Annotated in this window: 14 protein-coding genes; 7 read left to right on the top strand and 7 right to left on the bottom strand. The window is 39.3% G+C overall.

Annotation, left to right across the window (positions count from 1 at the left end; translation table 11 throughout):
- Positions 1 to 15: 15 nt before the first annotated feature.
- Together G7B18_RS03515 and G7B18_RS03510 are read right to left on the bottom strand one after the other, a co-directional pair.
- Positions 16 to 873, bottom strand: coding sequence for a flavin reductase family protein (locus G7B18_RS03515; RefSeq protein WP_164108365.1), 858 nt, complete (start codon positions 871 to 873; stop codon positions 16 to 18).
- A 33-nt stretch (positions 874 to 906) separates the two neighbouring features.
- Positions 907 to 1,881 (bottom strand): fumarylacetoacetate hydrolase family protein, encoded by a 975-nt coding sequence (locus G7B18_RS03510; RefSeq protein WP_164108366.1) that lies wholly within the window; start codon positions 1,879 to 1,881, stop codon positions 907 to 909.
- Between the two features lie 309 nt (positions 1,882 to 2,190).
- Between G7B18_RS03510 and G7B18_RS03505 the strand changes: the two genes are divergently transcribed.
- The 3 genes from G7B18_RS03505 to G7B18_RS03495 are packed head-to-tail and all read left to right on the top strand — an operon-like array spanning position 2,191 to position 5,766.
- The gene (locus G7B18_RS03505; RefSeq protein WP_164122075.1) at positions 2,191 to 3,348 is read left to right on the top strand and encodes a homogentisate 1,2-dioxygenase; all 1,158 of its coding nucleotides are present in this window, start codon (positions 2,191 to 2,193) and stop codon (positions 3,346 to 3,348) included.
- 29 nt (positions 3,349 to 3,377) lie between these two features.
- Complete coding sequence (gene hppD / locus G7B18_RS03500) at positions 3,378 to 4,505, top strand: 4-hydroxyphenylpyruvate dioxygenase (RefSeq protein ID WP_205600159.1); 1,128 nt, start codon at positions 3,378 to 3,380, stop codon at positions 4,503 to 4,505.
- Between the two features lie 34 nt (positions 4,506 to 4,539).
- Complete coding sequence (locus G7B18_RS03495; RefSeq protein WP_164108368.1) at positions 4,540 to 5,766, top strand: Glu/Leu/Phe/Val dehydrogenase dimerization domain-containing protein; 1,227 nt, start codon at positions 4,540 to 4,542, stop codon at positions 5,764 to 5,766.
- A gap of 32 nt (positions 5,767 to 5,798) precedes the next feature.
- Here G7B18_RS03495 and G7B18_RS03490 read toward each other — a convergent pair whose 3' ends face one another.
- The gene (locus G7B18_RS03490; protein ID WP_240452762.1) at positions 5,799 to 6,404 is read right to left on the bottom strand and encodes a thioredoxin-like domain-containing protein; all 606 of its coding nucleotides are present in this window, start codon (positions 6,402 to 6,404) and stop codon (positions 5,799 to 5,801) included.
- Between the two features lie 133 nt (positions 6,405 to 6,537).
- Between G7B18_RS03490 and metA the strand changes: the two genes are divergently transcribed.
- The 4 genes from metA to G7B18_RS03470 all read left to right on the top strand — a co-directional run bounded on the left by metA (position 6,538) and on the right by G7B18_RS03470 (position 10,052).
- Complete coding sequence (gene metA / locus G7B18_RS03485; RefSeq protein WP_164122074.1) at positions 6,538 to 7,485, top strand: homoserine O-succinyltransferase; 948 nt, start codon at positions 6,538 to 6,540, stop codon at positions 7,483 to 7,485.
- A 359-nt stretch (positions 7,486 to 7,844) separates the two neighbouring features.
- Positions 7,845 to 8,888 (top strand): sensor histidine kinase, encoded by a 1,044-nt coding sequence (locus G7B18_RS03480; protein WP_164108370.1) that lies wholly within the window; start codon positions 7,845 to 7,847, stop codon positions 8,886 to 8,888.
- Positions 8,885 to 9,667, top strand: a complete 783-nt coding sequence (locus tag G7B18_RS03475) for a LytR/AlgR family response regulator transcription factor (RefSeq protein ID WP_164108371.1) — start codon at positions 8,885 to 8,887, stop codon at positions 9,665 to 9,667. Before G7B18_RS03480 ends, G7B18_RS03475 begins: the two co-directional genes overlap by 4 nt.
- A gap of 124 nt (positions 9,668 to 9,791) precedes the next feature.
- The gene (locus G7B18_RS03470) at positions 9,792 to 10,052 is read left to right on the top strand and encodes a hypothetical protein (protein ID WP_164108372.1); all 261 of its coding nucleotides are present in this window, start codon (positions 9,792 to 9,794) and stop codon (positions 10,050 to 10,052) included.
- Positions 10,053 to 10,135: 83 nt separating this feature from the next.
- On the opposite strand, the gene G7B18_RS03465 is transcribed toward G7B18_RS03470, so the two are convergent.
- The 4 genes from G7B18_RS03465 to G7B18_RS03450 all read right to left on the bottom strand — a co-directional run bounded on the left by G7B18_RS03465 (position 10,136) and on the right by G7B18_RS03450 (position 13,025).
- Positions 10,136 to 10,594, bottom strand: coding sequence for a MaoC family dehydratase (locus G7B18_RS03465; RefSeq protein ID WP_164108373.1), 459 nt, complete (start codon positions 10,592 to 10,594; stop codon positions 10,136 to 10,138).
- A 592-nt stretch (positions 10,595 to 11,186) separates the two neighbouring features.
- Positions 11,187 to 11,588 carry a DUF1634 domain-containing protein gene (locus tag G7B18_RS03460; RefSeq protein WP_164122072.1) on the bottom strand — a complete coding sequence of 134 codons (402 nt, stop codon included), beginning with the start codon at positions 11,586 to 11,588 and terminating at the stop codon, positions 11,187 to 11,189.
- Positions 11,589 to 11,590: 2 nt separating this feature from the next.
- Entirely contained in the window at positions 11,591 to 12,424 is an 834-nt protein-coding gene (locus G7B18_RS03455) for a sulfite exporter TauE/SafE family protein (protein ID WP_164108375.1), read from the bottom strand.
- 160 nt (positions 12,425 to 12,584) lie between these two features.
- Positions 12,585 to 13,025, bottom strand: coding sequence for a KTSC domain-containing protein (locus G7B18_RS03450; protein WP_164108376.1), 441 nt, complete (start codon positions 13,023 to 13,025; stop codon positions 12,585 to 12,587).
- Positions 13,026 to 13,088 lie beyond the last annotated feature (63 nt).

Genomic DNA, 13,088 nt, shown 5'->3' with positions numbered 1-13,088 from the left:
GACCATTTTTTACAATTAGAGGGTACGAAGTAAGATTTGCCAGGCTTTTTCTAGGGAGCCCTGATCTAACAATTGTGCTGCATGTAAATGTACCGTCTCGATATCGGCATGCTCCGTATTTATTGCTAAGACATCATCAATAAGAGGTATTGTTTCTACGTTGGCTAACAATCCCAGATGATTTCCAGTTAGAACTTTTGATAATCGGATAGTTTCAGGAAGGTTGTCTACTCCGATTCCCAGGTTACGTAGCGGTTTGGGAACAAGGAAAAGATTGTCCTGTGTAACCCTACAATACCAATCACCTCCCAATCGGGCGACTAAATCTAATTCATGTTGTTGTATGTTGTTTTTTTCGTCAAGAAGGTGTTCTTGCACGTGCATGGCAAGTACCTCTGCTAAAACAAGATTGCCCGCTCCGGGGAGTTTACTAAGAGGGATAATCTGTTGCACTCGGCACTCGAGTTGAACAGGTGATTCGGCCACACGGGGAGGGGTTATATAGAGGGATGGTATTGGGGTTAATCCCGCTTTCTCAAATTCGTTGGTTCCTTCGGCGTATTCTGTACTTGCTAAAGATTGCTGCTGTACAAGGTCGTAATTCACTATGTTAATAACGACCTCTTCAATCTCCAGCATGTTTTCCAATGTGTGTTTTGTGGATCCATCACGCATCCGTCTTAATGGAGAAAATACACAGATAGGGGGCTGGTGGGACATCAGGTTGAAGTAGCTGAAAGGACTTAAATTGACCTGTCCTTTTTTATTGATTGTACTGGCAAAGCATATCGGTCTAGGTGCGATCGCATACTTAATCAGGTTGTCAAATATAGCTTGATCCTTTTTGGGATCAAAACTTATCGTGTTACTCATATTGGCTATATTAATGTAGTGCTTATTTTATGGTTACGCTGTTGTCAAAATAATTCTGTTGTCAAGTATGCCTAATCCCGTTACTTCTAAAGAAACGGTATCACCTTCCATGAGCCATTGATCCTGATGATCGGGATTTTCGAGGCGTCCGGTGCCATTCAGTTCGAGAAAGCAACCCGTGCCTACCGTGCCAGATCCTATCACATCTCCAGGGAAAAGCTCTACACCATAGGATGCGCGTTCAATTATCTCTGCAAAAGTCCAATCCATATCGGCCAGGTTGCCTAAGGAGACTTGGTGTCCATTGACTTTACAGGTCATTTTTAAGTTGTAACAATCACCGGTGTGACCTTTGGCGGGGGCTGTTTTGTAAGGCTGAAGTTCCTCTTTAGTCACTAACCAGGGACCGATGGCGGTTGCGAAATCCTTGCCCTTAGCAGGTCCTAAATTCAACTTCATCTCTTCCATTTGGAGTTTACGGGCACTGATGTCATTCATAATCATGTAGCCGGCGATGTAATCGTCTGCATCAGCAGCCTTAATATTTTTTCCTCGCTTATTTATAACTATGGCAACTTCCAGCTCAAAGTCAAGCTGTTCCATATGTAAAGGCATACAGGGAATATCTCCGGGGCCAAAGATAGCACGGTGGTTGGTGAAATAGAAAACAGGAAACTGATCGAACTCTGGAATCATTGCTAATCCACGATTGCGCCGGGATGTGGCAACATGCTGTCTAAAAGCATAGGCATCTCTGCAGGATGATGGATTTGGGACTGGAGCCAGTAAGGCAACTTCGGACAGCGATAGCCCTTGAGGGTGGATGGCACCTTGTTTTATTTTTTCTTCCAGAGCACGTAGCGCAACCATGCCCTGATCGCCAGCTAAAAGAAAATCCTGCATGGAAGTTGGTAATGCCTCATCTAACGCTGAACAAGGGTATATCTTATCCGCTATCAATAGGGAAAGATGTTCTGTGTTGTTATAAAGGCAAGTTACAATTCTCATAAAAAGAGCGGTGTTAAAGTGGATTCGATTATAGATTTATACTGCAAATATACGTATGATTACAAAAATTAAAATATTTCGTTTAATAATATTGAATAAAATTTTTACCTTTACGTTATTATAAACCCAACGATGTGCAATTTTGGCTTACATAACGCTAAGTTATCCTTTGGATTAATCGCTTTTATTAAAGCGATGATAGCGGATATTGTATTTGCGCAATATTAACACATTTACTTCTTAGACTCGAACACATATTCGTCGAGTAGTTTCATCTTTAATTTTTTGACAGTTTAAAACTAGAGGATTATGGCATATTATCATAAACTCGGGCAAGTACCCGCAAAGCGGCATACCGTATTTAAAAAGGAGAATGGTGATTTATACGCTGAAGAATTGGTGTCAACGCACGGATTTTCAAGTGTTTACTCCTTGGTCTATCATTGCCACCCACCTACCTTGGTCAAGCAAATTCGCGAAGCCTATGATGTGTCTCCCAAGATAGCACGGGAGAAGCATCTCAAACACACGAGTTTAAAAGGGTTTTCTTTGGCTCCGGCTGATGATTATCTGGAGAGCCGTAAGCCGGTTTTGGTGAATCATGATCTCCACATTTCCTTAGCAGCGCCTCGACGATCGATGGAGGATTACTTTTATAAGAATAGTCAAGCTGACGAAATTATCTTTATCCATGAGGGGAAAGGTGTATTGAAGACGGGTTATGGGGAAATTAGCTTTTCCTATGGAGACTACTTAGTGATCCCTAGAGGTACTATTTATCAGATTCATTTTGAGTCAACAGGTAATAGACTGCTTATTGTAGAGTCTTTTTCTCCTGTACGTACCCCAAAAAGATATCGCAATGAATTTGGTCAGCTGATGGAGCATGCCCCATTTTATGAACGTGATATCCGTGTTCCTGAAAATCTGAAAACATTCGATGAGATGGGGGATTTTGAAGTTAAAATAAAGAAGGAAGGGTTGATTTATCCTTATGTGTACGGTAGTCATCCTTTTGATTTTATCGGGTGGGATGGTTATCATTATCCTTGGGCTTTTTCTATACATGATTTTATGCCGATCACAGGTATGCTGCATCAGCCACCACCGGTACATCAGACTTTTGAAACGGATACCTTCGTGTTGTGCAGTTTCTGCCCCCGTTTATACGACTACCATCCGTTAGCGGTTCCGGCTCCCTATAATCATAGTAATGTGGATTCTGATGAACTTTTATACTATGTGGATGGTGATTTTATGAGCCGTAAGTCGGTGGACAAAGGGCAACTCACGCTGCATCCGGGCGGAATACCGCACGGTCCGCATCCGGGAACGGTAGAAAAAAGTATAGGCCAGACACGGACAGATGAATTGGCGGTAATGATAGATCCATTTAGGCCGTTAATGCTCACAGAAGATGCTTTGGCACTGGAAGATCCAGATTATTATAAATCATGGATGAGTTAGTAACTAATTAATAAACATATCATATTATCATGACACAAACTTTTGCGGAGAAAATTGCGAAGGCGCAGGATTTTCTTCCTATTAATGGTACCGATTATATTGAATTTTATGTCGGTAATGCGAAGCAGGCTGCACACTATTATAAAACTGCTTTTGGTTTCCAATCTGAGGCCTATGCAGGTCCGGAAACGGGAGTTAAAGACAGAGCTTCTTATGTATTGAAGCAGAATAAAATAAGATTGGTACTAACTACAGCACTGCGTTCTGAACATCCTATTTCAGAACATGTGAAAAAGCATGGTGACGGCGTGAAGATACTGGCCCTTTGGGTGGATGATGCACGTAGATCTTTTGAAGAGACAACCAAGCGGGGCGCAAAAGTGTACCAAGAGCCTATCTGCGCTCAAGACGAGCATGGCGAGGTTTGGACGGCTGGAATTTACACCTATGGAGAGACGGTCCACATGTTTGTAGAACGTAAGAACTACAAAGGCGCATTTATGCCGGGCTACGAAGCTTGGGTAAGTGACTATAACCCGGAGGAGACAGGTCTTCTTTACATTGATCACTGCGTTGGAAACGTGGATTGGAACAAAATGAATGAGACTGTCGATTGGTATCAGAATGTGATGGGGTTTGTGAATATTTTATCATTTGACGATAAACAGATTAATACGGAGTATTCGGCTTTGATGAGTAAGGTGATGAGCAACGGCAACGGTTATGTGAAATTTCCAATCAACGAACCGGCAGAAGGCAAAAAGAAGTCACAGATTGAGGAATATCTTGATTTTTACGAAGGTGAAGGGGTGCAACATGCAGCTTTAGCAACCAATGATATCGTCTCTACAGTAAAAGCATTGAAAGCGCGTGGGGTAGAGTTTTTGGGGGCTCCTCCCGAAGCATATTATGATATGTTGCCGGAGCGGGTCGGTGCGATTGATGAAGAAGTAAAAATCATTCAGGATTTGGGAATCTTGGTAGACCGGGACGAAGAGGGGTACCTTCTTCAGATCTTTACGAAACCTGTTGAAGATCGTCCGACCTTATTTTTTGAAATTATCCAGCGTAAAGGTGCACAGAGTTTTGGTGCAGGTAACTTCAAAGCTTTGTTTGAGGCTATAGAGCGTGAGCAAGAAAGAAGGGGAAATTTGTAGAACAAAGATAGTTGATTTTAGAGATTATTGATTTATGAAAGAATTACTTAAGGAGTTTGAATATAAAAGGCCCGAGATTGTTTTTGAGTGGAAAGATAGAGAGACAGAAGCTGAGGGATGGGTCGTTATCAACTCCTTGCGCGGTGGTGCTGCTGGTGGAGGTACACGCATGCGTGCTGGCTTGGATCGCAATGAGGTAGAGTCTTTGGCGAAGACCATGGAAGTTAAATTTACGGTATCAGGACCAGCGATAGGTGGGGCCAAGTCGGGAATAAACTTTGATCCTAAGGATCCTAGAAAGAATGAGGTGTTAGCTCGATGGTTTAAAGTTGTTACTCCTTTGCTTAAAAACTATTACGGCACGGGCGGAGATCTCAATGTAGATGAGATTCATGATGTGATCCCTTTAACCGAAGAGTACGGACTGTGGCATCCACAAGAGGGAGTGTTGAATGGGCATTTCAACGTTCGGGAAAGCGATCGTATTCGTCAGATAGGCCAGTTACGGTATGGTGTCTCGAAAGTGTTGGAGGATACTTTTTATAGTCCTGACTTGAAGCGTAAGTACAAAGTTGCGGATATGATTACCGGTTTTGGTGTCGCCGAATCGATACGGCATTTTTATGACCTTTATGACACCGGGTGTAAAGGCAGAAGAGCCATCATACAGGGCTGGGGCAATGTTGCCGCGGCTGCTGCTTTTTATCTTTCAAAGATGGGCGTTCGCATCGTGGGAATTATCGATCGTGCCGGTGGATTGATCAATAAGGAGGGGTTTGGAGAGGAGGAAATCACGCAACTGTTGCTGAATCGTAATGGTAATGAGCTTGTTTCTCCGGACATGATTCCTTTTGATAAATTGCAGGAAGAAGTCTGGCGCGCAGGGGCCGAGATATTTGTTCCTGCAGCGGCTTCCCGTCTTGTCTCGAAGAGTCATGTGCAACAGTTGGTCGATAACGGCTTGGAGGTTATCGCAAGTGGCGCCAACGTCCCATTTGCTGACAAGGAGATCTTTTATGGTCCTGTAATGGAGTATGCAGATCAGCATGTGGCTGTTATTCCTGATTTTATTGCCAACTGTGGGATGGCAAGAGTGTTTGCTTACCTAATGCAGACTGGTATTGAAATAAATGATGATGCACTCTTTTCTGATGTGTCAAGAGTGATTCAGGATGCTCTGAAGAATATTCGTGATATTTCAAAAGAGCGAACACATATATCTTCAAAAGCGTATGAAATTGCTCTCCGCCAATTGATTTAAAATAAAAGGGGCTTTTCAGAATGCCCCTTTTATTATTTCTTGTCATACTTTTTCATAATGTCCTCTAAGACTGCGGTAGTAAGCTCATGGTCTGTAAGAGTAGGGAACCCTTCCCAGCGAACAATACCTTCTGGATCAATTAGAATACAATGTGGTATTCCTTTGACTTCAAGTTCTTTTTTAAGTCTGGCCTGTGTGTCTATTGCATTGTAGTAATCTATTTTTATATTCTTTGCATTTTGAACTTTGGTGGCTGTTTCATCGGATATTCCGATAATGATTAATTTATCACTGTATTTTTTTTGCCATTCATTAAGTTCTGGAATAACTCTTCGACAGGGACCACACCAAGTAGCCCAAAAGTCTATGAGTACAAATTTTCCTTTTGTGTCGGGAGTCTCTGAAAGCCATTGTTCAACTTCTAATGTAGGAGCTTTTTCGTTGATAATGGATTTTGCCCATAGTTTTTTGCCATTATTGCTTTCTTGCCCATAGCTCAGTGTAACTGTCAGGCAGAGTAATAGTGCTGTTGCGATTGTTGTTGTTAATTTTTTAGACATAGAATGGTTATCTTTTGCTGTTTTCTTTGTTAACAGGATTAAAGTAGGCAATTTACGATTGTTTTTTTCTTTCTGCAACTGTCTTAGCTATTTGTACAATGCAATAGATTTTCCTTGGACGGGATTAATTTACTTGGTCGTGGATTTTTAATTCCTGGGTATTTTTGGTACTTTTACTGCTGAATTTAAGGTGAAATAAGTGTAAATTAGTATGCCTGTCAAGATACCCGATAACCTGCCCGCTATAGAACTTTTAAAAAGCGAAAGTATATTTGTAATGAGTGATCTCCGTGCCAGTGAGCAGGATATTCGTCCGTTGCGGTTGCTTATTCTTAATCTTATGCCTCTTAAGATCTCCACGGAAACTGATTTTGTCCGATTATTGTCCAACAATCCCTTGCAGATAGAAGTTGATTTTTTACGCTTGGAGTCTCATACTTCTAAAAATACGTCTGCTGAACATCTAGAGATGTTTTACAAAGGTTTTTCTGATGTTTCTGATGATTTTTATGATGGAATGATTATTACGGGTGCTCCCGTGGAGATGCTTCCTTTTGAAGAGGTGACTTATTGGGAGGAGGTGACACGTATTTTTGATTGGGCTAAAACTCATGTTACTTCAACATTGTATATTTGTTGGGCTTCTCAAGCAGCGCTCTATCATTTTTATGGCGTTGAAAAGCAACCTTTAGATAAAAAGCTATTCGGTGTTTTTCAGCATACGGCTCTTGATAAAACAAACCCGCTGTTTAGAGGTTTTGATGATGAGTTTTTTATCCCGCATAGTAGACATACAACTATTTCGCAGTCGGATATGGAGAGAAGTAAGGATGTGGAGGTGTTGTCAATATCTGATGATGCAGGGGTAGCTATCGCAGCTTCTAGAGGAGGACGAGAATTCTATTTGACAGGACATTCCGAATATGCTCCGTATAACCTACACGAGGAGTATGTACGTGATCGTGATAAGGGATTAGCTATTGATATCCCATCAAATTATTATACAGATGATGATCCTACATTACCACCTAAGGTAAGATGGGTAAGTCATGCAAATCTGCTTTTTAACAACTGGTTGAATTATTATGTCTATCAAGAGACACCATTTGACTTGAAAAATGTACCACAGCTAGGCGATTTAAGAAATACGAACGGGTAAAATACAATGTGGGTAATATATGAGGGTAAGAAAAACGCCTGGAGCGGGGAGCAACAGGCGTTTCTAACTAACCAATTATTAACCTAAATTATGAAATTACAGGTATAACGTTATTTTGTAGTCTTTAGTATGTGAGAGATCAGTTTTCCTGTATTGTACTGGTTTTGTTACAATAACCAGGTTATACAGCAGAATTAGGTCATTTAATTTTCGGTTTTATGTAAGATAGATTACTTGTGCTACGTTATTTTGTGGTCAACAATTGGGGGTTAGGGATACTTCTCAATGTATCCTGATTTTACGTGATTTTATGATAAAATCTGTACTTTCGTGAATCACTAATTGAACTCAATAGACTAATGATGAGATGTAAGCACATGGATTACCCCTTTGGCTTGTGGATAAAGCAAAGTTTTGTCTTTGCGCTGACAGCAACTTTACTGATAGCTTTGGCCTCTTTTACGGGAGGTTTTATGAGTACGCGTAGTGTTATTCAAATTTTCATTACGTTTTTAGTTATCTTAATTGTTGCGTTAGATAATATCTGTATTCATATCTATTTTAAGGTAGAAGACCCCGTCAAGTCCCCCCTATATGTCAAGGTGATAAGTTTTGGTAGTGCAATTGGGATCATCTGGCTTTTTCATGGTGTAGAACTCTTTTTTGATATTGCTGATGATCGGTTGCGTGGTATTTTAGTTCAGAGTCCGTTACGTAGTTTTACATTTATTAGTGTGCAAGGTAGCTTGTTAAATGTTGTTGTTCTACTGTGGCTTTATTTCTTGATGTCTGAGCATGCAAAAGTACATCATAAGCTGGAACGTTCTCGTTTAGAGCGTTCTAGAGAAGAGGCTATAAACCTAATGATGCGGCAACAGATACAGCCTCATTTCTTATTTAATGCGTTGGCGACTTTAAAAACACTGATTGTAAAGGATCCCGGCATGGCGCAAAATTATCTGCTGCAACTTTCTGATTTCTTGCGAATTACTATTGCTTCTGTTAAAGATGGTGAGCTGGCAAGTATAGATCAGGAAATTAAGCTTTGTGAAGATTATTTGAATATGCAGAAAATCCGGTTTGGGGAAGCTTTGCATTATCAAGTCGATGTTTCAACTGATGTAAGAGCGAAGCAATTACCTATATTCTCTATCCAACCATTGGTAGATAATGTATTAAAACATAACTCATTTACCGTTCAGAACCCGGTTCGGATACGCGTTGACGAAAGAGATGGCTGGATTGTGGTCCGTAATAATAAAAATATTCAGTATCAAAAAGTGGAATCAAATGGTAGCGGACTTCGGAATCTTGTAGAAAGGTATAAATATTTGTTTGTACAAGGTGTCGAAATTGATGAATCGAATGATTTTTTTGAAGTGCGTATTAGGATTCTGTCATGAGGATAGTTATAGTAGAAGATGAGATTTTGGCAGCCGAAGACTTGACCCAGACGTTACTGCAAGTGTTGCCCCAATCAGAAATCGTAAAGCATGTTCAATCGGTTGAAGAAGGATTGGTATTCTTTGGAAGCGATCCTAAGATTGATTTGATTTTTTCGGATATACAACTGGGGGATGGTCTCAGTTTTCAGATCTTTCAAGAGATCAATATCACTGCGCCTATTGTTTTCTGTACGGCTTATGATAATTATTTGCTGGAAGCGTTTAAAACAAACGGAATTGATTATATCGTAAAACCTATATCAAATTCTGCAGTTGAACAAACAATACAAAAATACTTTGGATTACAAAGGCAACTAACCCAGGTGGTATCCACTATGCGTATCGGGACAGAAGGTGTGTACAGTGCCTTACTAGGGCAGATGCAAACTAATAATAATGCCTTAATCGTATATCATCATGACCGTATAATACCCTTGTCTTCAGGAGAGATAGCCTTATGTTACATCGAATATGAGAATGTATTTGTTAAGACTTTTGAGGCCAAAGAATATACGGTAAATAAAAGCTTAGATGATCTGGAAAAGCTATTGGGGAATGTTTTTTTTCGAGCCAATAGACAAAATCTGGTCAATCGAAAAGCACTACGACATGCCAGTTATACCTTAACTAGAAAGTTGTCCTTGGAGCTTTGTATGGCGCATGAAGCTAAAGTATATGTCAGTAGAGAAAAAGCGTCCACTTTTCTTCGGTGGTTGGAAGCAAAGGATATCATATAACATATGTAGTTACGGTTCGCCCTTTATTTTGTCCGTTTGAGCTTGAAACTGGTTAGATAGGTCAGATAAATTCATGATTTTTGATTTACTACTATTTAAAAGAAGTATGATAACGGTAATGGCTATGTATAACTTTGTAAGTATTTTCAAAACAAATATTCAAACGCTGACTGATAAACTTATTATTTTAGAGGGGTTAAGAACTTTAAAAATGCCGATAGTGGTAAGTTTAGATCTTGAAGATGAAGATCGTATATTGCGTGTCGAGTCTCCCGAGCATATCGTAAGTCAGGTTTTAAAAAAAGTGCATGAATATGATTTTAAATGTGAGGAACTAGATAGTTTCGTAAGTGGTGTCCCGTTAAGGGGTGCTGTACTATCTTAAGATCTATATGATCCCATGGATATTATAGATCCCGGACGAGTGGAAATGTGATCGGCCCACTTGTCCAGGAATATAGAAGTTAGTTATTCGAAATGATATAGAAACACAACATCGCCAACATATGCCGGTTTCGGATTGTCTTTGATGATTAATGTTGCTTCGATTGAAGCTTTAACGGTACCTCTCAGGTTAAGTATCGATTTAACTTTTGCTTGCAGTTGTACTTCGTTATCTACTAATACAGCCTGTCCAAATTTTAAATTTTCAATACCATAATTGATTTCCATCTTTAGATTTCTGACGTCTGCAATCTGTTTCCATAAGTAGGGGATTAAAGAAAGCGTAAGATACCCATGTGCTATAGTCGACTTGAAAGGGCTATCTGTTTTTGCCTTTTCTTGATCGATATGAATCCATTGATGATCTAAAGTGGCATCTGCAAATCTGTTGATCTGTTCCTGATCGATTTTGTGCCAATCGGAAGAGCCCAGTTGTTTCCCTTCATAGGACTTGTACTCTTCATAATTGTTAATTATTACCATTTTAAGAAAGTTGTGTTTAATACTTAAATGTAAATATTTTGGATGTAAGTTAGTAAAACTTTTCTTAGCTGACGTTAATTCTTTTTATTTAAAACAGATGGCTATTGAATGGTTTGATTTTGTTGTAATTGTGGAAATGCGAAAGGGTTTAGACTTCTCTAAACCCTTTCTGGCCTTTTGTATGCGTACCTTTTTTTTCTGTTTCTTTGTTTCTTTTTTCGCTTAGACCAATTGTCCAAACTTTGCAGATACAATCAAAAAGCGTTTATCTAAAAAAGCGCTAATAAAGTAGCTCTTCAAAATTGTTGCTCTTTTTGATATAATAACGACTATAGTTCAATAATATTGTGTGTCTTGTAAAAAAAAATCTGGAAGCCTACTAAATTCAAAAAAAACGCCTGTAGCGGGGAGCTACAGGCGTTATTAACTAACCAATTATTAACCTAAATTATGAATGCTCAAAGATAAGATGTAGATTTTAGATTAAGTGTTAAAAAATTGTTAATTTTTATTTGGTATTAGTGTTATTACGTGATATTTTATTTGGACATCATGTGTTTTTTAAAAATTATATAGTTTTTTTCTTTATTTTTTAACCTTTTACTCCGCTAAATATACTGGCTATGATAACACCTAGAACAATTAAAGTAATAACAACGTACATGATGTCTTTCTCGATAACAAACCCAAAAAGAGAGCCTATCACTCGTAGGATAGGGGTGCATATAAGAAGCAGTACACCGAATTGGATGATCTGAGGTATCCTGAACTGAAATGCACCAACGATAATTTCAGTTATCGTTGTATTTGAAGTAGATTCTCCTACAAATTCTTTATAATTTGGTATAGGTTCCTGTCCATGTATCATCAAATATAGTATACCACCTACGATCAGCGTAGCGGAGGCGAAGGTAACACCAATACGCAAGATCTGTCCTACTAAGATCGAGATATCCTTATCGTTCCAGTAATACTTTGAGAAGACTTGTTTCATAGTTAAAATTTATGTTGTAAGCCGTTAAAAATCATCTGGAATGCAACCAATGTAATTGCTATGGCAAATATCAAGCGTAATGTTCTTGGGTTCATCTTTTTCAACAGCTTTGACCCTGTGATAGCCCCACAGAGAACGCCTAGAATGACTGGAAAAGCAATTCCTGGCTCCATGTACCCGCGTTGTAAATAGACTACAGCTGATGCAGCAGCCGTGACACCTATCATAAAATTGCTTGTGGTTGTACTCACTTTAAAGGGGATTTTCATCATGCTGTCCATGGCTAATACTTTTAAAGAACCAGAACCTATGCCTAAAAGACCCGAAAGAATTCCTGCTATCCCCATCAACGAAAAGCCGCCGGCCACATTGGTCAGTTTATAGGGGATCTTTTGACTGTCTACTGGATAGCTATTATTAAGTTTGAGTTTTTCGGCAAGCATGGAACCTCCTTCATGAGCATATTCATTTTTTTTACGCAGTGTCATTACGGCAGAAAAAATGAGTACAATACCAAAGATAATTGCAATGGTGTTGGTTGGCATATAGATGGCAATCATAGCACCGACCACAGCACCGATGGTGGTCGCTATTTCTAAAAACATGCCTAATCTTATATTTGTAATTCCCTCTTTTACATAGGTCGTTGCTGCTCCTGAGGAAGTGGCGATCGAGGCTAGTAATGCTGCACCGATTGCATAACGGATGTCTACATGAAATAAAAGCGTTAACAAAGGAATGACAACGACACCGCCTCCCAAGCCTGTCAATGAACCTAAAAGACCAGCTATAAACGTGCCTAGGAAAAGAATGAGGGTAAAAGTCAGAATGGTCATTTATCAAGTTTTTAAAAGCAGTAAACTTAGGAGGTTTTTATTGCTTTTAAAATAGTATTAATCGAATAAATACAATTGTTACATCAGATTAGTGATGACCTCTTCGTAACAAACTCCACTACTTATAATAATACAATATAGTGGAGTTCTGATATGGAGGCTAACTCGTTTTTAGTACGTTTCTATACGAATACTTTGGATAAACGTGTCGTTTGGCAAAACGCGCAGGGGAATCGGCGTTTACCAACTTGATATACTCGTTCCTTGGTACGTTAAAATATTCATATTGACTTCCATCAAGAAATGTAAGTGTCAAAATTTGACCCTTCCAATCAAAGTCAGAGATAGATGAATCTGTTATTGTGCGCTGATAAACAGGTCGTTGATTTTCTAAGGTTTCAGGACAGATACTTACTAAAAAATGATAGGCTTCGATCATTTCTTTGCTTTTTTCTTCTGCTGCTAAAAGGCCTTCCTGATCGTTGGCAAATCTATCCGGATGACACTCCTTCATAATTTGGCGATAGCGCGACTTCAATGTACTGAGATCAACTTTGCTATCTACATCTAACAGTCTTCTGTAGTCCGCTATTTTTTTCATGGCGCAAAGGTAGTTAATCTACGGTAGTAATTGCATGTTTTCTACAAAATACATTTAAATTAC

The sequence above is a fragment of the Sphingobacterium sp. xlx-130 genome (assembly GCF_011007405.1).
Classification (GTDB): domain Bacteria; phylum Bacteroidota; class Bacteroidia; order Sphingobacteriales; family Sphingobacteriaceae; genus Sphingobacterium; species Sphingobacterium luzhongxinii.
The sequence above is the reverse complement of the archived record's forward strand: the minus strand, read 5'-3'. Positions and strand labels throughout refer to the sequence as shown.

Coding starts and splice junctions, on each gene's coding strand:
- G7B18_RS03455 (WP_164108375.1), bottom strand. CDS start 12,424: ATGACCATTCTGACTTTTACCCTCATTCTTTTCCTAGGCACGTTTATA.
- G7B18_RS03515 (WP_164108365.1), bottom strand. CDS start 873: ATGAGTAACACGATAAGTTTTGATCCCAAAAAGGATCAAGCTATATTT.
- G7B18_RS03450 (WP_164108376.1), bottom strand. CDS start 13,025: ATGAAAAAAATAGCGGACTACAGAAGACTGTTAGATGTAGATAGCAAA.
- hppD (WP_205600159.1), top strand. CDS start 3,378: ATGACACAAACTTTTGCGGAGAAAATTGCGAAGGCGCAGGATTTTCTT.
- G7B18_RS03510 (WP_164108366.1), bottom strand. CDS start 1,881: ATGAGAATTGTAACTTGCCTTTATAACAACACAGAACATCTTTCCCTA.
- G7B18_RS03495 (WP_164108368.1), top strand. CDS start 4,540: ATGAAAGAATTACTTAAGGAGTTTGAATATAAAAGGCCCGAGATTGTT.
- G7B18_RS03465 (WP_164108373.1), bottom strand. CDS start 10,594: ATGGTAATAATTAACAATTATGAAGAGTACAAGTCCTATGAAGGGAAA.
- G7B18_RS03460 (WP_164122072.1), bottom strand. CDS start 11,588: ATGAAACAAGTCTTCTCAAAGTATTACTGGAACGATAAGGATATCTCG.
- metA (WP_164122074.1), top strand. CDS start 6,538: ATGCCTGTCAAGATACCCGATAACCTGCCCGCTATAGAACTTTTAAAA.
- G7B18_RS03475 (WP_164108371.1), top strand. CDS start 8,885: ATGAGGATAGTTATAGTAGAAGATGAGATTTTGGCAGCCGAAGACTTG.
- G7B18_RS03470 (WP_164108372.1), top strand. CDS start 9,792: ATGTATAACTTTGTAAGTATTTTCAAAACAAATATTCAAACGCTGACT.
- G7B18_RS03505 (WP_164122075.1), top strand. CDS start 2,191: ATGGCATATTATCATAAACTCGGGCAAGTACCCGCAAAGCGGCATACC.
- G7B18_RS03480 (WP_164108370.1), top strand. CDS start 7,845: ATGATGAGATGTAAGCACATGGATTACCCCTTTGGCTTGTGGATAAAG.